The sequence below is a fragment of the Herbiconiux aconitum genome, assembly GCF_024979235.1.
Lineage (GTDB): Bacteria > Actinomycetota > Actinomycetes > Actinomycetales > Microbacteriaceae > Herbiconiux > Herbiconiux aconitum.
This window is the reverse complement of record NZ_JANLCM010000001.1, coordinates 1,282,313-1,301,706: the sequence shown is the minus strand read 5'-3', so window position 1 is coordinate 1,301,706 and position 19,394 is coordinate 1,282,313. Positions and strand designations below refer to the sequence as shown.

Sequence of the window (19,394 nt, the reverse complement as noted above, 5' to 3'; positions counted from 1 at the left end):
AGGTTGATCATGTCTGAGTCGACAACGACGCGCGCTCTCGTCCTCGGCGGTGGCGGAATCACCGGCATTGGATGGGAGGTCGGCGTGCTCGCCGGCCTGTTGGATGAGGGGGTCGATCTTCGAAACGCGGACACCGTCATCGGAACCTCTGCTGGTTCGTTTGTCGGAACCAACTTCAGCTCCGGCGCGGACTGGGACGAGATTTTCGCCGCCCAGGCGCGTGCAGTCGATCACGAACCCACGATGAAAACCGATCCGGCCGTGTTCCAGGCCTGGCAGGAAGCTTTCCGCAGCGGACAAGGAGATGCCGCGAAAATCGGCGCGGCGTTCGGGGAGATCGCTCGACGGTTCCCGTCCCCGGTCCCGACAGAGGTGCGAAAGGATGCCGTCCGATCGCGTTTGCGCGCGGACCGTTGGCCCGAGACGATGCGAGTCACGATCACGGACGCAGTGACCGGCGAAATCAAGCTCCTCGGCCCGGGAGACGGCGTGAACATCGAAACGGCGACCGCGGCCAGTGGCGCTGTTCCCGGGATCTGGCCCAGTGTCGTCATCGCGAAACGTGAATACGTCGACGCCGGGATGGTGTCAGCCGCGAACGCTTCCCTAGCCGCGGGGCACGATGTCGTTGTGGTCCTTGCGCCTATGCCGGCAGGTTACGCCGGCATCCCCAGTGCTCAGGATGACGTGGACCGGCTCAACGAGACCGCGACCGCTCTTCTCGCATCGCCCGATGAGCAGAGCCGCGACGCGATCGGCTCCAACCCGTATGACCCGACCCGCGCGTCGGCTGCCGCAGCCGCGGGGCGCCAGCAGGGTCGCGCCCTTGCCGCTCAGATCCGGGACATCTGGTGACAGCCGTCGACGCTGACGTTCTGTTCGACGTCCATGCCCACTACAGCGTGCCGACAACGTCCGCGACGCGCCAGGCATTGTGGCAGGCAGGACGCCGGGAGCAGTTCCTCGCCGACGCGCCGTTCGAGTGGAGTGTGGACAACACCCTTGATTTCCTCGAGGAATCGAACACCGTCATGCAGATGCTCAGCAACGTCCCGATCGGCCATGACCGCCTCGACGCCTCGAACGATTTCGGACGCACTCTCGTCGCGGAGTATCCCGACCGGTTCGGCCTTCTCGCTGCTTTGCCGACGGACGATGCCGAGGCATCACTTGACGAGATCGGTCGGATGAGCGTCGCTGACGGGTGGGCTGTGACCACCACCTACAACGGGCGTTCCCTGGCCGACCCGGCGTTGGATCCTGTTTGGGAGGAACTCAACAGCCGAGAGGCGGTCGTTTTCGTCCATCCGAACGCCTATGGGCTGGCTGTAGCAGGAATGCCGACACCTTTGGTCGAGGTGGCCGCCGACACCGGACGAATTGCCGTGGCGATGCTTTAGGCCGGCGTCTTCGACCGCTTCCATCACATCAAATTCGTGCTGGCGCACTGCGGTGGCGGACTACCTCTCCTGGCCGGCCGCCTGAGCATCCTCGGTGATGAACCATGGGTCCCGAATCCTCACCACTACACCCGAACCGACCTTGCTGAAGCGTTGCGGAATCTTTGGGTGGACACGGCCGCGTCCGCAAGTGTCCAGCAGCTTGAAGCGGCTGCGACCACGGTCGGGCACGACCACCTCGTCTACGGCTCCGACTGGGGTGTTCCCTGCACGACGTCGGCATCCGCGCACCGCAACATCCACGCTCTGAAATCCGCCACGGCCGCAGCACCTGAGCGCTTTGGCGGTATCGCCGGCCGGGCCGGAGACCTGTTCCCCGCCGCCCGCGCCCGACTCGCAGCGGAACAAGAACGGAACAACCGATGACGACCGATCATGAAGGTTTCGCGGAGCTGTGGCGGTGGGGCGCCACCGAGATGGCGGCCGCCATCCGTAATGGTGTCGTCACGAGCACGGACATCGTCACGTCGTGCCTGGACCGGATGAACGCAGTCAACCCGTACCTGAACGCCGTCGTCTCCGACATGCGCGAAGAAGCCCTCGATTCCGCCACCGCAGCCGACGTTGCTCAAGCTCAAGGCGGCTCGCTCGGCCCTTTGCACGGCGTTCCCATCACCACCAAGATCACCGACGATCAGGCCGGTCACCGCACCAGCCACGGTGCGATCAGCCGGAAGGACAATGTTGCACGCGACGACAGTTCCGTGATTAGAAACCACCGAGCCGGCGGCGCGATCCCGATCGGCCGCACGAACGCTCCCGCGCTGGCCTACAGCTTCTGGACCGACAATGCCCTCCACGGACGCACCAACAACCCGTGGTCTCCAAAGCACACGCCCGGCGGTTCCAGCGGTGGCGCCGCCGCCGCGACCGCGGCGGGCATCGCTCCCATCGGGCAGGGCAGCGACACGATGGGATCAATCCGGTACCCCGCGTACTGCACCGGGATCTTCGGCCTCCGTCCCAGCTTCGGACGCGTCCCCGCGCACAACCCCACCGACCTGCGCGAACTGCCGCTATCGAAACCCTTCATTCTCAGTTGCAATACGATCGCCGTATGCAGAGGTCTTCTCCCGACAATTCGGCGCGGGACACCTCGAGTTCACTTTCGCGGAGCCGTGTCTTTGTTGGCACACTGATCATTTCGGTCGTGTTCGCGGTCATCGCACACGTTGCTGTGTCCTTCTCGTTCGGTTCTGCAGCTGCTGCGTTCTACGTACTATCCACGCCCCTCGCGGCTGTGTTCGCCGTTCCAGTTGGATTCCTCACAGCTCTGGCGGTCAACAGCACTTGGCTGCTTATGAGTCGATGGGCGCCGACGGCGAGGCTACGTATTCGTATCGCCACCTCCGTCGCGGGCGCAGCATGTTTTGCGCTTGGGTTCTTTGCGATCTGGTCAGCCATGTGGAGCTCCGGAGCTCTTTGGTGGGCCATCGTTAGCGCCGCGGTCATCGGTGCCTCGTTGGGAGCACTCCTCGTTGGCCCACCTATCGCGCGAAGTCATCTAGGCGAACTTCAAAGTGCGGACGACTCCGAATAGGTTGCTGCCGATGCTGGGCCGCTCAGCGTGCTTGGTGGTTGTCAATCGGAACACCCGCAGAGCGATCGCTATTCGTGCACGGTGAGCGACCGGTTTACTGGCACCGCGTCAACCGCGCTCCGTATGGTCCGCGACGCCACCATGCTTTATGGCCGCACGCGAAACGTATGTACTAAATGTCCGCCGAATCGACCGGCTCTGGAGAATCACGGTTCAAGGAACCGATTGGATGGCGGAGTCAAATGCGTTACAGGACGTGGAGGAGATAGGGCGCGACCTCATCGCACACCACCGTAGCGCCGACCCTAGCTCCATCGAAGTAGTGGTGCAGCGGCACGCAGAGCCGAACGGCCCCTAGGCGTCCGACGAAGGATCGTTCGGCGGGCACTTCGGTGGCAACGGAGTATTCAACGCGGCCTAAACAGCCAGATCCCGAAGCTGCATGTTCGAGAGCTCAGGCGGGATATTACCCTCGCCCCAGGCGGCCATCACGTGGCTCCCGAGGTCCGCGTGCGCGATAAACCCGAGGGGATGCGAGCGGTGCCAGAGAGCGTAGGTCGTCCCAGCGACGTCCATTGGCACGAATGCCCATCCGCCGCGGTCCCGAGCCAAGGACTGTGAGGTGTCGTCGGCGGCATCCATGCGTTTCATCATGTCCTCTCGCGGAAGACCGGGCGGAATGGCCCGCAACATCAACGAGCTTGCTGCTAGGGCCGCGATAGAAACGGAGTCGGTCACGGTGCCGTGCGGAAGTCCGGCGCTGCCAACGCGCTCACCAAGCCGCACCAGCGTTCGGACGGTGAAAAGCAACCTGTCAGCAGAGCGGACTTCGATTGAAGCATCCGACGGAACACCATCGTCTGTTCCCGTGCCGATCACATTTGTCTCCGCTATCCAGGGATCGGGAACGATTGCAAGCATGAAGCCCATTAGATCGTCGGGCGACCCAGCCGTCCAGCGATCCGGCCGGAGATCATGCCCGTAAGGCGGTCCCTCAGCGGGCGAATTTCGGTCGTCGTGACCGAATGTGCCCTTTGACCGGGCGATCAATGGAGATTCGCCGCGCCCGTGCTTTCGACAGAGTTTTCCAGCGGGATCAGCGGATCGGACCACTAGCCAGGCTTGTCGAATACGCCCTGGATGAACACCGTGCGCCCGGCGTCGGTGTTGCGCCCGGAGTTACTCATCTTGACGGCTGCCTGTTCTCCCAGCACGAGATGCATTCCAAGCGGAGGAGGGGCGCTGGAGCCGCTCGCACCCGACGCTTGCGCCTTCGCCTGCTGTGCCTTGCGCGCCGCCACGATGTCGGCGGTAATGTCGCGCCAGGTGCGCTCCAGGAGACCTGCACCGCGGATCAACCCGCGGAGGGATTCCGCATCGGCCAGATGGCTCTGGTTGGGGCGGCTCGCCCATGGGACCGGAAGCTCGATCGGCTCGCCGTTCCCCGCGCAGATTTCCTGGCAGACGAACAGCCCGCCCGGCCTGAGTACCCGGGCGATTCCGGAATACAGGCGGCGCTTGTCCCGGATGTTCATCTGCATTTGTATCGTCCACACCACGTCGAAGCTGGACGCGGCGAACGGAAGCTCCAGGGCATCACCCGCCTGAAAGCGGGTGCGATCGGACAACCGCGTCATCCGAGAAAGGGCGTTGGCCACACCGCAGAATTCAGGCGAGAGATCGATGCCTGTCACGTCGCAACCCAAAGTTGCGGCGAGGTAACGCGCCGGGCCGCCCAACCCGCTGCCCACGTCGAGCACTCGCGATCCTGGCGGAATCTTTGCAAGCTCCACCAATGCGCGCGTAGCCGAACGTCCCGCGGAGTGAAACTCGTCGGCCGGCGCGAGATCTTCGTGCGTGACCGAGTCCAGATCCTTGCCGAGAGCTTGCAACCCCGCCACGATTCGCGGCAGAAGTCCGCCAGGCTCGTAGTGACGAAGCATTTCCTCGTGCGACTCGCCCATGGACGCGAATTCTGCGCGGATTTCGGGGAGCCGTCAAGTAGGCGCTTGCTCCCACCACCCCGTCACCTGCCCTCCTCCGGCAGGAGGGAGGGTCTGGCCTGTGCCCTCACGAGGTCTCCACTCGACCGCAGAACGGCATCGCAGACCCCCCTGACCAGCAAACGATCTCTGTCCTCCTAAACGACATCGGAAGGGTCGCGGTCGTGCAATTCTCCCTTCGTCCCAAGGGTCCGTGGGTGGCTGACAACCTGGATCAGCGGATAGCTCGCCTCCCCGCACTCGCTCCGCGCTGCGCCGCTGTCGGGGAGTGTGAGGCCGCGATCCTCGAAATGCGCGCGGGCTTTGGCGTTGGGGCTGATCGCGTCCCAGGCTTCGGGAGACACGACGTGGGCGGGATTACGGCAAGCACGACACCCTTCCCGTCCTCGCCCTCACCTGAAGGAGAATGACCTCATGACACTCGACTACGACGTTCTCGTCACGCTTCCACCGAGAGCTGTGCTGCCGGACGGAACTGCAGTACGCCCCATCCCCGCATGGTCGCCGATCGCCTCGACCCTGATTTACGGCGAGCGCGACGCAATCCTCATCGATGCCCCGCACACGGCAGAGAAAGCCCGCGAAGTCGCCGATTGGGTGGTGGCGTCGGGCAAGAACCTCGTTGCCATGTACGCCACGCATGGCCACGGCGACCACTGGTTCGGCTTCACCGAAGTTGCCAAACGCTTTCCCGGCGTGCCAATCCTCGGCACTGCTGGGACGGTGGCACTCGCGCAGGAACAGGCAACCAACCGCATGGACTTCTGGACGAGCCAGTTCCCCGGCCAGATCGTCGAGAACCCCATCCTCCCGAGCGTGATCAAGGATCAGACCTTCATTCTCGAAAGCCACGAAATCCATTTCGTCGAGGCAGGGGACAGCGACACCCAAGACACCACGTTCGTGCACGTGCCCTCCCTCGGCCTTGTAGTCGCCGGCGACATCGTCTATAACGGTGTCCACCTCTTTCTCGCTGGTGGAGACGCGCAACGGCGGGCCGATTGGATCGCCGCGATCGATAAGATCGCGGCGCTGAAGCCAACCAAGGTCGTCGCCGGGCACAAAGCTCCGGGTAGCGACGATGACCCCCACAACCTTGACCAGACTCGTCAATACCTTCAGGACGCCGACGAGATCCAGAAAACCGCACGACATGCCAAGGAATTCGCCGACCTGATGACACTGCGACACCTGAGCCGGATCAACCCCACCATCCTGGGCCAATCCGCGGAACACCTCTTCCCGGGCACCACCGTCATGTGATGTTCAGCTGGTTCTCATGTTCCAGAACTGACAGCGGGCACTCGCCACTCACGGAACGACTACGCCTCTGCTCCGAATCGTTCCGGCATGCAGTCGCGCGTATGCCTTTGGAGACTGATCGAGAGTGAACTCCTCCACGTGCACTGTCACCAGCCCGTTTCGGGCGAGTTCGAGCACTTCCATGAGTTCAGACCGTGAGCCCCAGTACGGTGCTTGCACCGCCATTCCGAACGGCGTCGAGAAGAATCCGGTCGGCAACACCCCGCCTCCGATTCCAACGATCTGGATGATGCCGTCGATCGCAGCTGCCTCCCGAGCGATGTCGAGCGTCGGCTGGGCCCCAACGAAGTCGAAGATGGCCTGAGCCCCGACTCCGCCGGTTGCCTCACGGATGTTGGCCCCGGCATCCGAACCCGAGACGACCGTGAAGTCGGCGCGCCAACCTCCTTGGCCAGCGCAAGCTTGTTGTCATTGACGTCGACGGCGATCACGCTGGCGGAGCTCACCGCCTTGAGGATCTGGACCGCAACGTGCCCCAGGCCGCCCGCCCCGATCACGACAGCAGTCGAACCAGGATGTAAGTGTTCGAGGCTGGATTTTATGGCGTGGTACGGGGTCAGCCCCGCATCCATCAGCGGGCACATTCCGTCAGTCCGCCGATTCAGGAGGTTGCGCCTGGCGTTAGGTGCAATTCCTCGAGGGAACGTTGGACATCGCGAAGATACTGCCCTGGCGTCATTCCTGCCACACTCCGGAACTCGTTGATCAGGTGGGCCTGATCGAAGTAACCCATTTCACCCGCAATTTCGGCGGCGTCGGCTCCGGGAGAGGAAAGCCTGCGAATGACTTCTTGGAGCCGCATCCGTCGCGCCACCTCGTTCGGCCCAATCCCGATGGTGGCGCGAAGAGCACGCTGCAGCGACCGTTCACTCGTCCCGATTCCGGCGGCGATCGACCTCCCCGATCGCACTCGAGCGCTGGCGGTGAGTGCATCGACGGCAGAGTTCGCGAGAATCTGAGCCGAGGTGATCGGCCGGTCCTGAAGCATCTGGCGGATGATCTCGTCGGCCGTAGCAGCTCGGTCGAGCACCGAGGAACCCGCAGCAATCGCGTGCAGAGCTCGGTGACTGCGCTCGTCGAGTTCGTGGGTGAGCTCCTGCTCGTGCAAAAGGGCGGCGGCATCCAGGTTGGACAGCACTCTCAACCCGGCCGGTCTCAGCCGTATCGCGAAGACGGAACCGCTGCCGCGGATGACGCGGGACCAGGCCCCCGGACGGACGCTCGTCACCACGAACGGCGCGGGCACATCTCCACTCTCGATACTCAACGTGATCGCGGGAAAGTCGACGATGCGTTGCGTTACCGCCTCGTGCAGCGGCAGCTGCCAGTGAACAGCCCAGTAGGTATCGACGACGTCGCGGACGGCATCGGAAGGCTCCACCCATTCGGCCTCGAATCGGGTGAGGTTCGAAGGCACGAGCACTCCGGATCGTTCCCCGCCGCCGATCTTCCGTGTACGTGGATTCATGGTGTGGCGCAATTCTGCAATACAGCCGGGGCGAATGTCGAGAAGATCACGCTGTGACTACCAACTACATTGATACCTTCATTGCGGTCGCCCCCGACTGTCGAGTCGTGATCGCTGAGACACCGCCCACTACCGCCAAGCCGACCGTCGCTGCACTGCAGTTCGAGCTCATCGCCGAGCATCCCTATGAGATGACATCGGACGAGGTCCTCTTCGCGGTCCACGCGACGCGGAACAACGTCAACGACGACGACCTCGACTCCGAACGCGAACGGTTCTTCGCCAAAGACCAGGCCTGTCTGCGTGCTTCTCCTCTCGGAAAGCGTTATGGGTGGGGAACTCACCATGACGAGAACGGCCGTGTAGCGCTGGTAGGGATCGGGACTGCGGACTATGACCGCCTCCTCGGTGACGACCACCTCACCCACAAGGCTGCAATGCGGTCCTCGCGCGCCTAAGTCGTATCAATCAAACGAATGCGCCCGTAAGCCGGTCGACCAGCGGACACGAATAACGATAGGCATTCGGGCAGGGCCCAGCGATTCCGGCTTCAGCCGAGGTGGTCGAAATACTGGCGCACATCCGTGTCGGCGATGGTTCGAGCAAGCCTGATCGGGCTCACGCCGTAGTTGTTCTCGAGGTAGGGATCGGCGCCGGAATCGAGCAATAGCGTCACCATCTGGTCTGCTTCGCCAGCAGCGTAGACGGCCACAGACAGCGGTGGCTTTTCAAACTTGTCCCTAGCGTTCACGTCGGAACCAAGGCGGATTAGTTCGCGTGCAGTGGCGACGGCATGTTCCTGTGCCGCAAAATGCAACGGAGTCCAGCCGTTTGAGTCTTTGGCGTTGGGATCGGCCCCGCCGTTGACGAGTTCGCGCACGCCTTCGGCGTTGTTACGCTTCGACTCATAGTGCAGTGAAGTGCGGTTTGCTCGATCCACCTCGCGCCTCCGATGCTGCCGTCCTCTGGCCAGTATTGCCGATCGCAATTTGTGCATGGCGCTCCGCTTGCACATAGTGCCCACCGAGGGATCGCTTGCCGCACACGTTAGCCGACCGTCTGACGGTCGTGTCTCTCGTGAATTGATTGGCAATCAACTTGGCGTCTGGCCAGCGAGTGGGTATGTTCAGCTCCGGCACTGGGGCAAGAGAAGGGGCGCAACGCGTAACCCCTGTAAACAACAGCCATACGACAACGGAAAATCCATGGGGAACTCAGCCGAGGGAGAAATGAGCGCAGATTCATTGCCGCCAGCACTCAGGATTCGCTGGATCCCCTACCTGAGCCTCCAGCTCGGAGTAGCAGCAATAACGGCGCCAGCTCTCGCCAGTCTGGTTCGTGACGCCTTCGCGGACTTCTGGGGAACCCTTGTGGGGGCGTTCCTTTTCACTCTCCTCGTCTCCATCCCGATTTGGGCTCTCCTATCGATCCGGCGCATAGGTCCAGGCAAATACCTGATCCAGAAGTTGAAAGAGAGCGGCTTTCGTGAGCCCCGATCTGTTCGCATCTCGGACGAGATGCGGGATGCGCTCGAGATCTTGCTGGGACCGGAGATCCGTCTCTCCAGCTCCGAACTGTTAGCAACTACCTACACGCGACGACACGTGATCTTCTGGCGGTTGTCGGCCGGGTCGCCTGAGCGACTCCTGAACTGCGAATGGACAGCAGCATCGTCCGTCGAACCAATGATCACCTCCACCCGCTACACAAGGCAACGAGCAGTTGGTCTCCAACTCGGCGATAACGAGAACAGCGTCACTCTGCCCCTCACCTTTCAAGAAATAGGCCGGGTGTGGGCACGCCCCATCTCCACACCGGAATTCACAAGAGAGATGTCGCGAATCAGGTCACGAATCGCAGATGCCTCTTCAGCACCCGTCTAAAACCAGAACCTGGCCCACACACGGCACGCCTGCCCTCGCCGGTTACCGCCGTCCGATCATCGTGGACGAATAAGGATCAGTCGCTCAGCGTGCACGAATAGCGATCGGCTACGGGCGCCCCGGATCTCGATTACGACACCATCGCCGGCCACACGAATTCGCCAGCTATTGAGAGACCCGGCAACAACGAGGATGAGAGGCTTGGCCGTGTGACAAGGGGCTGGGTGCGAGTCGGGTGGATCTTGTGTGGAGCCGCTCTCACAGCGGCGCTTTCCGGGTGTAGTCCCACGGAATATCACGGCAGCAACAGCGGAATCGATGGTGTGCTGTGGAGGCAGATCAAGAGCCTCGAGAGTGCGTCCGATCCTTCAGCGGGCACGCCAACGGGATACCTCGATAGCTTGGACGGGCACCGCTGGGACGGAACCGATGCAACGCTTCCGGACCTCAGCCAAGGCGGCGCGGTGATCTATGAAGTCTCAACGACGGACTCGACTGCGACGTACTCCGTGTCCCAGGCGTTGCGACGACCACAAGAACCCAAGGACCGCCTTACGAGCACCGCGCGGATCGACTCGCACCAACTCGCGTTCATGTGGGCGAAAGCGAACTGTCACCCTCGGGAGTCGTGAGATCGACAAGAATCTCCCGCTCCGGGAAGGCGTGCGCGATGTCCTCGGGTGGGCGCTTCGGGGATTTGCGGACCGAACGCCCGGCGAAATCCCCGCTCATCAGGGCTGCGGCGAACTCAGCACGCAGAACTCGTTGCCCTCGGGATCGGCGAGAACCACCCAGCTCACGTCGCCCTGCCCCACGTCGACGCGCGAGGCGCCGAGCGCCTCGAGGCGGGCGACCTCGGCGGCCTGGTCATCGGGACGAAAGTCGAGGTGCAGCCGGTTCTTCACCGTCTTGGACTCGGGAACGGGAAGGAAGAGCAGGATGGGCTGCCGGCGGTCGGTCGCGGCGACCTCGTACTCCTCGGACGGGTCGTCGGGATCCTCGTCGTTGTCAGTCACTTGCCAGCCGAGAGCCTCGGCCCACCAGGCGGCGAGCGAGCGGGGGTCGTGGGCGTCGATGGAGAGCTGTTCGATCTGCAACATGGCATTCACCGTACCCTTCGGTGGGTCTGCGCGGTGGGGTCGGGCCGATTGACCGCGGGGGCCCTGCCGCACGCACGGTGGAGGGGCTCGAAAGGAATCCCGATGACCCTCCCGGCCCTGGTCTCCCCCGGCCACGAGCAGCGACAGCGCCGAAATCACCAGTGCGAAGACATCCATGCAGTGCAGTGGGGGTGACAGTCAGCGCTGCGGAAACGAGGCGAGTGGAGGCATTGCGGCACGCTTCGCTGAAACCAAGTCGACAGACGCGCGGACTGCCACGTTGGGTGCTGCGTACGCGATGGTGACGATCGAGGAGTCCAGGACCAGCATCAGCTGGCAGACGGCGATCACGGCCAGAATGGCCCACCGTCTCGGGTCCGCGCCACGGGCTGCCCGTCAGAAGGGAAAGCTGATTGGGCGGTCACGGCGCGCTCGTATGGGTCGGGCTCAGCAACGGGAGAAGGATCGCGTCAACGAGCGAGCGCTGATCCACGAGGCTCGGTTTTGTGCCGTCAAACAGCGTTGCGGTGAAGAGATGCCCGAAAGCAAGGTCGAGCACGGCCTCCGCTCGATTCGCGTGGACCGGTTCAGCCCGCGACACCGCCCGAGCGCAAATCTCTCGCCCCACCTGATGGCTTCGCTCCCGAACCTGGGAGCTGACTTGCTCCCGCAATGCAGCATCATCACGGATGGCCTCGGCCAGACCAATCAGAGACGGGCCTCGCTCACCGGTCAATGTCTCTGCAATCTCAGCCACGGTCGCCAGGAGGTCCCCCCGCAACGTTCCCGTGTCGGGAACCGACGGAACATCACCCTGCGCGTGACGGCGAAGCGCCTCCGCGACCAGCTCGGACTTGGTGGGCCAGCGCCGATACATGGTCATCTTCGACGCATGGGCGCGGGCGGCGATGTTGTCCATCGTGACCCGTTCATAGCCGACCTCGCTGATGAGTTCGAGAGCGGCGTCGAGGATCGCCACGGTGCGCGCTTCGCCGCGCGACTCTGACGTTCCGAACTCGGCCATCCGGGTGTCTTCGGTGGGTGCAAACGATTTGACCATATGTGTACGATACCGTATCGTACTGGCGAAAGCAATGGAGGTTCTACCCATGTCTGAGATCGAACACATCACGATCGCTGTTCCCCAGGAGCAGCTCGACGACCTGCACACTCGGCTTCACGCGGTGCGCTGGCCCGACGGTCCCACCGTGTCGGACACCTCGCAGGGACCGACTCCTGAGAAGCTCGCCGCGCTGGTCGATTACTGGCGCGACTCGTATGACTGGCGCAGAGTCGAAGCAGAACTCAACGCCTGGGGGACGTATCGCACCACCATCGACGGCCTCGACATCGACTTCCTGCACATCCGCTCGAATGAGCCGAACGCGACACCTCTGATCATGACCCACGGCTGGCCCGGCTCCGTCTTGGAGTTCCGGAAGATCATCGGCCCGCTCACGGACCCGGCCGCGCATGGACTCGACCCCGCGCAGGCGTTCCACCTGATCATTCCCGTATTGCCCGGGTTCGGGTTCTCCCAGAAGCCCACCGAGACCGGATGGACACCACCCCGAATCGCGAAGGCCTGGATCACTCTGATGGACCGGCTCGGGTACGAGCGGTGGGGCGCACAGGGCGGCGACCTCGGCTGCGCCGTCACCGATGAAATCGCAAAACTGCAGCCTGCCGGCCTGATCGGTACTCACCTGAACTTCGCGATGTTCCCGCCCACCCCGGACGAAATCCAAAACGCCACACCAGCGGAGAAGGCGGCGCTCGGCGACGCGAAGTGCTTCTGGGACAACCTCTCCGGCTACGCCAAAGAACAATCCACCCGCCCACAGACAATCGGGTACTCCCTGGCCGACTCTCCCGTGGGGCAGGCGGCCTGGATCTATGCAATGTTCCAAGACACCTGCGGGACACCCGGCGACGCCGAAGCATCCTTCACACTCGACGAGCTGCTCGACGACATCATGATGTACTGGCTCCCGAACTCTGGGGCCTCAGCCGCCCGGATGTACTGGGAGATGGATCAGTCCGGCTGGTCATCCCCGGCCACCATCGACGACCCGATTGGCGTCCCCGTCGGTTTCACCATGCCTCCCAAGGAGCACGTGCGGAAATCACGCCAGCAGCTCGACCGCCGCTACGCGGACATCATCTACTTCAATGAACCCGCCGCAGGCGGCCACTTCCTCGCCCTCGAACAACCCGACACCCTCGTCGCCGACATCCGCGCAACCTTCACGCGCCTGACCTAATAGCTCGCCGACTCATCAAAGGAACAACACCATGACTTCAGTCCTCCTGGTTGGTGCCACCGGCACCCTCGGCGGTCGCATCGCCGACAACCTCCTCAGCAACGGCAACGCCGAGCTGCGCCTCCTCGTCCGCCACGCCGCCCCGAGCGATTCTGACAAGGCCGCAGAGCTCACCGGGCTCGCCGGCCGTGGAGCAACCCTCGTCGAGGGCGACATCACCGACCCGACATCCCTCGACGCTGACCTGGACCGCGACCTTCAGTCGAACGACCCGCCTGGAAGGAGCGGGTTCCCGGGACCGTGGAGACGGCCGGTCGTGGGGTCGACCCAGTTGCCGGAGCCGGTGATCCGGTGCCAGCGCTTGTGGAACGCGAGATCGGTGCCGTCCGCTTCGACGACGGCCGCACCGCACAGATCGCAGATGCGCAGGATGACTATGTCGCCGTCCGTGGTCGTGACCGAGACCGCCCCCTCGGGGAATACGACGCCCATCGTGCTCCTCCTCGCGCCCGCGACCGACCGTCGCGGTCAGATTCCGAAACTGCCATCAGAGTACGCGATGTGTGTCGTGGGATGTGACCATGCGCGATCGCCCAGCGGACGAACCCGCGTGCCTGCTAGTCGGGGAGAGGCCGCACGACAGAAGACGAATTGGGTCCAGCGCTAATTCCAAACCAGTGGGCCACAGGTCCCGTCCGAAAGCGATCCTCTTGGGAGACGGTCGGGGTAACCGGGTTGGCTTGGTGCGGCGCGAGAGCTAGGGTGCGGTGCATGGCATTGAGCGACTACCCCGTCCGAGCTTCAATCGGGGTTACCGACATCGGACGCGCAGTCCTGTTCTACGAGGGAGTCCTGGGTCTCGCCTCCGATCATGCCGGTCCGAGCGCAGGGATAGAAGGGGGCGCTCGGTTCTACAAAGCTGGGCTCGGCACCATGCTCAACGTGTTCGAAACGCCGACCGCGGGTACAACGCGGTCGACGGTCGCGACGTGGTACGTCGATGACATCGACGCAACTGTCGACGAGCTTTCCTCGGCTGGTGCCGAATTCGCTCGCTACGAGGGCGCCGATCAGGACAGCCGAGGCATCGGGCCCCGAGCCGGCGGGGGACGCATCGCATGGGTCGCGGATCCGGACGGAAACACCATCGCGATCGAGGCAGACGACTGACCGACCTGGCAATTCTCCTGCCGGCTCATCAGCTGGGTGAAGCGGCGGCAATTTGGACAGCTGTCATCGCGACAGAGGGAAGGCTGCCTAGGGCGGCTGCCCCAGCATCCCGGAACAGCGTCTCCGCGCTAGCCATCCAACCCTTCTTCCGGTTCACTGATTGGCCCGCCGCAACCTGTGGGGCGACCTCTAGGCGTTCCACCGCATCTGCGAAATCGGAATATCCAGCTATCGCCTCGTCATCGAGAGCCGAGCGCGCTTCTGAGATCAGCCGAAAATGCAACCCCGAAGAGTCGGGCTGATTGTTTCATCGTGTTCTAGGAGGTCTAGGACGGTGGCAATGACGCTGCACGGTTTGCTGGGGCTGTGCATTGAGTCGAGGGCGGTGCTTCAAGAACCGCAATTCCCGCCTGAGCTTCGTCGTCATCTGTCACGGCACCATCCTGCACCCTTCGTCTCGGATCGATGACCTGGGCAATGTGCCGGTTAGGGATAGACAATCGTGCGCGTCTTCGCGCCAACCCGCCGCCCCGAGCTAAATGGAATGGGACGGTTTCATTCGTCGTGCAATCGCTGCCGCGAAGACGCCGAGAGTCAGTAGAAACAAGGATGCGAGCGTGATGCCCGTGAGGAGAAGCGAAGGTGGAACGACAATCTTGCCGCCGTCGACGGCGGGGAAAGAGCACCAGACTCCAAGTGGGATTGGACCAATGCCTGCATCAATATTGGCGAGGGCCGACATATTCGTATCAGCGCCTTGCGGTAGAGCTTGTTCGGCGCAAACCACCTGGAGGTTGGTTCTCAGATCCGAATAGAGCTCTAGGGCCACCCGACCGCCAAGCACAACGCTGCCGACTAAGCACACGACTGCGAGCGCCATCGTGATTCCTCTGACACCGCGCGAGTTCATCGACGTCAGCAGCTCAAGCCGAGCCCCGCGTTGAGGCCCTTGCTGTTAAGGACGTGGCGGATTGTGCTCCGAGCGACCACAAGGTATTCGGAGGAGTATATGTGCCCGCCACGAGGTAGAGGGCGCTGCCCTTTACGGCTAAGAAAACGACACCTGCGAGCCGCGGCGCTTGCACCTGCATGAATTGCTTGGTCGGCGTGCATGCTGCATTACTCACAGGGGGATTGTATGAGCGGTTTGGGGATTCGCACGAGAGAGACCGCTATACGTCGGCCAGCGTGCACGACAACAAGCGGACGAATGCTGGCGTAATCGTGGTCGTTGACCGCGACGTCTATCGCGACGGGCCCGGTCATGCTGTGGGGGCCGTCAGCGGGTCAGGGGCGCGACGAGCTCGGCCGGCGTCGCTCACAGTCGCCAGACCTTCTCGGGACCAGTATTCGAAGCCACCGATCAGTTCCTGAACGTTCGAGTAGCCGAGTGTCGTCAGGATGAGCGCGCCGTGAGTGCTGCCGTTGCAGCCTGGCCCCCAGCAGTAGACGACAATCGCGGTGCTCTTGTCGGGCGCAACCTCCGCAATGCGCGTTTCAAGCTCAGCGTTCGGGATGTGTACCGCACCCGGAATTCGGCCTTGGCTCCAGGATGCCGCGGAGCGGGTGTCGATGACAACCGGAGCGGACCCGCCTGCTCGGGCCGCCGCGAGGTCTGAAGGGTCGGTTTCATAGGCGAGCTTGGCGGCGAAGAAATCTGCTGCTGAGAGGGAAGTAGTCATACGACAATCAAAACGGTTGGACGCGCTTTCGTGAACAGAAGACCGCTGGCGTTATGCCCACCTGATCATGCTTTCGACGGTACATTCGTCTTCATGCCATCGAATCCCCGGTTAGAGCTCGACACCACCGATCACGCGATTATCGAGAATCTGCAGCAGGACGGCCGCACGAGCGTCGCGCAACTCGCGCGTGCGATTAGCTTGTCCCCCAGCGCCACCGCTGACCGCCTGCGACGCCTCACCGATGGCGGGGTCATCACTGGCTACTCGATAACGGTTGATCCTGAAGCGCTTGGCTACAACGTCACCGCGTTTGTGCGTCTTGCTTACCCCACCGGCAACTACAAACCGTTTCACGATCTCGTCGACTCGCTGCCCGAAATCGTCGAGGCCCATCACGTCACCGGCGCGGACTGCTTCATCATCAAGGTGCTCGCCCGCTCGATGCGAGATCTCGAACGCATTGCCGGTCGACTCGCTACCCTCGGCGGAATTACCACTAGCGTCGTGTACTCGAGCCCCATCCCTTCACGGCACATCACGCCTGCGTAGCATCGAAGGCCTACGCCCGCTACGCGATCGCTGATCGGGCGCTTCTCGGGCGTGTGGAGCTGAGCTCGCATCGTGAGGACCCAGAGTCGCGGTTCGTGCCGCCGGGCTTGAGCCGCGAGGGCGCGTCGGTGGAGGGCGGAAACTCGCATGAGAACCAGCCTTCGTAACCGCACAGGAAACCGAGCGGGCCCCCGTAGAAGCGCTGTTCCGTGGATCGCAGCACGAGCCCGCCGCTTTCAAAATACAGCTCGATCCATTTCGCTGAGACCCTGCAGCTGTAAGGGATTGCGGCGTCCATCGGATCGATCGGAGACGCCTACGACGACGCCCTCGCGGTATCCACGATCGGACTGTTCAAGACCGAAGCGATCCGCGACGACAGCCAGCCGCCTCCACACCGCTCTCGGAGAGGTCCGGCGACGAGTGCAAGCCCGGCTACTACGCTGGCCTCAACACCCCATCCCGACCGGTGATGGCACCCGCATTGAAGCGGCAGAAAACCGGAGACGGTTCAACCTCACGACCGAAACTTTCAAGTCCAGCGGCGCGGCTCAGAGCCCGAACAGACCACGAAGGAAAGTATGCCCCTCGACAACTCGCCCCTGGCGCCCACAGATTTCGATTTCATCATCGGAGATTGGGCCGTGAAACACCAGCGGCTGAAAGAGCGACTCAATGATTCCGATGAGTGGGAAGAATTCAACGGACTCACGTGTACCACAAAAACACTCGGCGGATTCGGCAATCTGGAAGACAACCTCATTGAGTACCCTTCCGGCGATAGCCGCGCAATCGCAATTCGTTCCTACAACAGCAATACCAAGCAGTGGAGCATCTGGTGGCTCGACGGCCGCGACCCCTCAACCTTGGGCATTCCCGTCGTAGGAGCATTTCAGGACGGCATTGGAACCTTCCTGGCATCCGACACACTCGAAGGAACACCAATCGTCGTCCGTTTTATTTGGGATGCAACTCCACTCGATCCCACATGGGAACAAGCCTTCTCGCTCGACCAAGGATCAACCTGGGAAACGAACTGGCGAATGACTTTCACCCGCAGCAGAGATTGAATAGGCGTTCATCGTGACAGTTGGCGAAACACGCACCTATCAACTTCACGCAGGACAACGCGCCGGCTTCCGCGATGGCAGAGCCGAAGCGAAGACGACCCGATTCCTGAGGGCTGGGTCGAAGAGGGCCGAGCTCTGCACGCCCGGCTCGAGGTGGAGCTTGAATCAGTGGCGGAAGTTCGGCACGATTTCGACCGATAGCCAACCAAGGGGCCGGTGCACGATCCCGCAGCCCTGAGCCCGGCTGAGTCGTCGACGCTAAGCGCCCTTCCGTGAGATCCGCGGCTTCGGCCTCGATCCGGGCATGCACCCCCACGAGGTTGCCCCTGATCTTCGTCACGACTGGAGAGACGCGCCGGTCGGGTCGCAGCGGGGGCGGTGAAGCGCGACGCATGTCCGCTCTCTGTGACTCAGTCTGCCCAGCTTCAGTCTGCTGACGCAGCGCCTGGCTTTTCGAGTCGGATGCCGTCATCGCCGACGAACTCGGTGAGCTGAGCCTCTAGGCGATCGAGCGCCTCAGCGCCGATTCGATCGGCCCACTGCGCGCGAAGTTCGTCGAAGATGGCCTCGCCTTCCGTCGTCGCTCGATGTCCCAATTCTGTGACCCGCAGCGATCGCCGCCGGCGGTCGGTGGGGTCCTGATCCACCACAACGTACCCGCGTTCGACCAGGATCGTGATCGTCTTAGCCGCGGCCTGCTTGGTGACCGACAGAGCGCGGCCAAGCTCCGACGCGGACGTCGCGCCCCGGTCGATGGCGCTGATCGCGTAGTGCAGCGACGACCGCATGCTGCCATAGCCCCTGTCCGCGAGCTCACGCTGGGCCGCATCCACAAGCTTCCTGTAGCTGCCGAGCAGCAAAAGTGCGAGGTGAGGTCCGGCCCGGGTCATCAGTCCAGCGTACGGGCTAGACATCGACAACCCAACTGTCTAAACTCGACAACCATGTTGTCTACCTCGTCTACCCACCATTCCGCATCGATCAACGACGCGACCCTGCACTATGTATCTGCCGGGACGCAGGGCTCCCCCATACTGCTCGTGCATGGATTCCCCGAGACATCACGAGCGTTCGACAGGCTCATCCCGCACCTCGCAGAAGCCCACCGCGTCTTCGCCGTCGATCTTCGCGGCTTCGGCGAGTCATCCCACGGCGAAGGCGAATACAGCAGCGCTGCAAGCGCCGACGACCTCCACCGATTCATCGAACACCTCGATGTCGGCCCGGTCCACATCTCTGCCCAGGACATCAGCGGCGGAGCGGTCTTCCGTCTCGCAGCAACCCATCCGGAGGATCTGCTCAGCCTCACCGGTATCGAGACCGGCCTCGCGGGGTTCGGGTTTGAGCGGGTCGCCGGCGTCTGGTACATCCAGATCTTGGTGACGCCCGGCATCCCTGAGTTGCTCCTGGTCGACAAGGAGCGCGAGCTTCTCGACTGGATCTTCGGGGCGGTGACGGCTGACGTGACGTCAATCCCCGACGACGAGCTCGCGGAGTTCGCTCGCGCCTACGCGGTGCCGGGGGGCTGGCGAGGCTCTGCCGGGCTCTACGCTTCTGCTCTCTCCGAGGGCGACGAACTGAAGGCATTGGCGAAGGCCAACACCATAACCATCCCCGTACTCGCTGTGGGCGCCGCAGGCGGTTCATTCACCGCCGACACGCTCGACCAGGTCTCCGCGACTCCAGTCACCAGAGTGCAGATCGAAGGGGTCGGTCACTACGTAGCACTGGAAGCCCCTGAGGCGCTGGCCTCGGCGATGCTCACCTTCATCGAGGGCCTCTAGGGCATGCGTCTGAGCCTGCTCGTGGACCGATCCTTGGGTTCTTGTGGCCGGAATTGTCGCAGATGAGTACCTCAGGCTCCTGAGGGACAAGGCGT

General features: G+C 62.9%; 20 protein-coding genes and 2 pseudogenes. 11 read left to right on the top strand and 11 right to left on the bottom strand.

Annotation, left to right across the window (positions count from 1 at the left end):
* Positions 1–9: 9 nt before the first annotated feature.
* From N1027_RS05965 to N1027_RS05955, 3 genes and pseudogenes are all read left to right on the top strand, one after another.
* Complete coding sequence (locus N1027_RS05965; RefSeq protein WP_259506123.1) at positions 10–855, top strand: patatin-like phospholipase family protein; 846 nt, start codon at positions 10–12, stop codon at positions 853–855.
* A pseudogene (locus tag N1027_RS05960) lies at positions 852–1,826 on the top strand (amidohydrolase family protein). Before N1027_RS05965 ends, N1027_RS05960 begins: the two are co-directional and overlap by 4 nt.
* Positions 1,823–2,599, top strand: coding sequence for an amidase family protein (locus N1027_RS05955; protein WP_259506121.1), 777 nt, complete (start codon positions 1,823–1,825; stop codon positions 2,597–2,599). The pseudogene N1027_RS05960 and the gene N1027_RS05955 overlap by 4 nt, the downstream one beginning before the upstream one ends.
* A gap of 818 nt (positions 2,600–3,417) precedes the next feature.
* Here N1027_RS05955 and N1027_RS05950 read toward each other — a convergent pair.
* Together N1027_RS05950 and N1027_RS05945 are read right to left on the bottom strand one after the other, a co-directional pair.
* Complete coding sequence (locus N1027_RS05950; protein ID WP_259506120.1) at positions 3,418–3,921, bottom strand: hypothetical protein; 504 nt, start codon at positions 3,919–3,921, stop codon at positions 3,418–3,420.
* Between the two features lie 191 nt (positions 3,922–4,112).
* Positions 4,113–4,964, bottom strand: a complete 852-nt coding sequence (locus N1027_RS05945) for an SAM-dependent methyltransferase (protein ID WP_259506119.1) — start codon at positions 4,962–4,964, stop codon at positions 4,113–4,115.
* Positions 4,965–5,417: 453 nt separating this feature from the next.
* On the opposite strand from N1027_RS05945, the gene N1027_RS05940 reads away from it, so the two are divergent.
* Positions 5,418–6,266, top strand: coding sequence for an MBL fold metallo-hydrolase (locus N1027_RS05940; RefSeq protein ID WP_259506118.1), 849 nt, complete (start codon positions 5,418–5,420; stop codon positions 6,264–6,266).
* A 48-nt stretch (positions 6,267–6,314) separates the two neighbouring features.
* Here N1027_RS05940 and N1027_RS05935 read toward each other — a convergent pair whose 3' ends face one another.
* The gene (locus N1027_RS05935) at positions 6,315–6,659 is read right to left on the bottom strand and encodes an MDR/zinc-dependent alcohol dehydrogenase-like family protein (RefSeq protein WP_372499715.1); all 345 of its coding nucleotides are present in this window, start codon (positions 6,657–6,659) and stop codon (positions 6,315–6,317) included.
* A gap of 268 nt (positions 6,660–6,927) precedes the next feature.
* Positions 6,928–7,743 carry a helix-turn-helix domain-containing protein gene (locus N1027_RS05930; protein ID WP_259506117.1) on the bottom strand — a complete coding sequence of 272 codons (816 nt, stop codon included), beginning with the start codon at positions 7,741–7,743 and terminating at the stop codon, positions 6,928–6,930.
* A gap of 104 nt (positions 7,744–7,847) precedes the next feature.
* On the opposite strand from N1027_RS05930, the gene N1027_RS05925 reads away from it, so the two are divergent.
* Complete coding sequence (locus N1027_RS05925; RefSeq protein WP_259506116.1) at positions 7,848–8,252, top strand: DUF6157 family protein; 405 nt, start codon at positions 7,848–7,850, stop codon at positions 8,250–8,252.
* Positions 8,253–8,344: 92 nt separating this feature from the next.
* Here N1027_RS05925 and N1027_RS05920 read toward each other — a convergent pair whose 3' ends face one another.
* The 3 genes from N1027_RS05920 to N1027_RS05910 all read right to left on the bottom strand — a co-directional run bounded on the left by N1027_RS05920 (position 8,345) and on the right by N1027_RS05910 (position 11,837).
* The gene (locus N1027_RS05920; RefSeq protein ID WP_259506115.1) at positions 8,345–8,734 is read right to left on the bottom strand and encodes an ankyrin repeat domain-containing protein; all 390 of its coding nucleotides are present in this window, start codon (positions 8,732–8,734) and stop codon (positions 8,345–8,347) included.
* A 1,674-nt stretch (positions 8,735–10,408) separates the two neighbouring features.
* Positions 10,409–10,777, bottom strand: coding sequence for a VOC family protein (locus tag N1027_RS05915; protein ID WP_259506114.1), 369 nt, complete (start codon positions 10,775–10,777; stop codon positions 10,409–10,411).
* Positions 10,778–11,198: 421 nt separating this feature from the next.
* Positions 11,199–11,837 (bottom strand): TetR/AcrR family transcriptional regulator, encoded by a 639-nt coding sequence (locus N1027_RS05910; RefSeq protein ID WP_259506113.1) that lies wholly within the window; start codon positions 11,835–11,837, stop codon positions 11,199–11,201.
* A 49-nt stretch (positions 11,838–11,886) separates the two neighbouring features.
* Here N1027_RS05910 and N1027_RS05905 point away from each other — a divergent pair, with 49 nt between their 5' ends.
* A complete protein-coding gene (locus N1027_RS05905; RefSeq protein ID WP_259506111.1) occupies positions 11,887–13,041 on the top strand; it encodes an epoxide hydrolase family protein in 1,155 nt (384 codons plus the stop codon).
* Positions 13,042–13,072: 31 nt separating this feature from the next.
* Positions 13,073–13,279, top strand: a pseudogene (locus tag N1027_RS20220) (NmrA family NAD(P)-binding protein); the annotation flags it as partial.
* A 20-nt stretch (positions 13,280–13,299) separates the two neighbouring features.
* On the opposite strand, the gene N1027_RS05900 reads toward N1027_RS20220, so the two are convergent.
* On the bottom strand, positions 13,300–13,533 hold the full coding sequence (locus tag N1027_RS05900) for a histidine ammonia-lyase (RefSeq protein WP_259506108.1): 234 nt from the start codon (positions 13,531–13,533) through the stop codon (positions 13,300–13,302).
* 279 nt (positions 13,534–13,812) lie between these two features.
* On the opposite strand from N1027_RS05900, the gene N1027_RS05895 reads away from it, so the two are divergent.
* Complete coding sequence (locus N1027_RS05895; protein ID WP_259506107.1) at positions 13,813–14,211, top strand: VOC family protein; 399 nt, start codon at positions 13,813–13,815, stop codon at positions 14,209–14,211.
* A gap of 535 nt (positions 14,212–14,746) precedes the next feature.
* Here N1027_RS05895 and N1027_RS05890 read toward each other — a convergent pair.
* The gene (locus tag N1027_RS05890) at positions 14,747–15,091 is read right to left on the bottom strand and encodes a hypothetical protein (RefSeq protein ID WP_259506106.1); all 345 of its coding nucleotides are present in this window, start codon (positions 15,089–15,091) and stop codon (positions 14,747–14,749) included.
* A gap of 382 nt (positions 15,092–15,473) precedes the next feature.
* The gene (locus N1027_RS05885) at positions 15,474–15,893 is read right to left on the bottom strand and encodes a rhodanese-like domain-containing protein (protein ID WP_259506105.1); all 420 of its coding nucleotides are present in this window, start codon (positions 15,891–15,893) and stop codon (positions 15,474–15,476) included.
* Positions 15,894–15,986: 93 nt separating this feature from the next.
* Between N1027_RS05885 and N1027_RS05880 the strand changes: the two genes are divergently transcribed.
* Entirely contained in the window at positions 15,987–16,445 is a 459-nt protein-coding gene (locus N1027_RS05880) for an Lrp/AsnC family transcriptional regulator (protein WP_259506104.1), read from the top strand.
* A gap of 581 nt (positions 16,446–17,026) precedes the next feature.
* Positions 17,027–17,515 carry a hypothetical protein gene (locus tag N1027_RS05870; protein ID WP_259506097.1) on the top strand — a complete coding sequence of 163 codons (489 nt, stop codon included), beginning with the start codon at positions 17,027–17,029 and terminating at the stop codon, positions 17,513–17,515.
* Positions 17,516–17,940: 425 nt separating this feature from the next.
* On the opposite strand, the gene N1027_RS05865 is transcribed toward N1027_RS05870, so the two are convergent.
* Complete coding sequence (locus tag N1027_RS05865; RefSeq protein WP_259506096.1) at positions 17,941–18,405, bottom strand: MarR family winged helix-turn-helix transcriptional regulator; 465 nt, start codon at positions 18,403–18,405, stop codon at positions 17,941–17,943.
* A 150-nt stretch (positions 18,406–18,555) separates the two neighbouring features.
* Here N1027_RS05865 and N1027_RS05860 point away from each other — a divergent pair, with 150 nt between their 5' ends.
* Positions 18,556–19,299, top strand: coding sequence for an alpha/beta fold hydrolase (locus N1027_RS05860; RefSeq protein WP_259506094.1), 744 nt, complete (start codon positions 18,556–18,558; stop codon positions 19,297–19,299).
* The last annotated feature ends 95 nt before the right edge of the window (positions 19,300–19,394 follow it).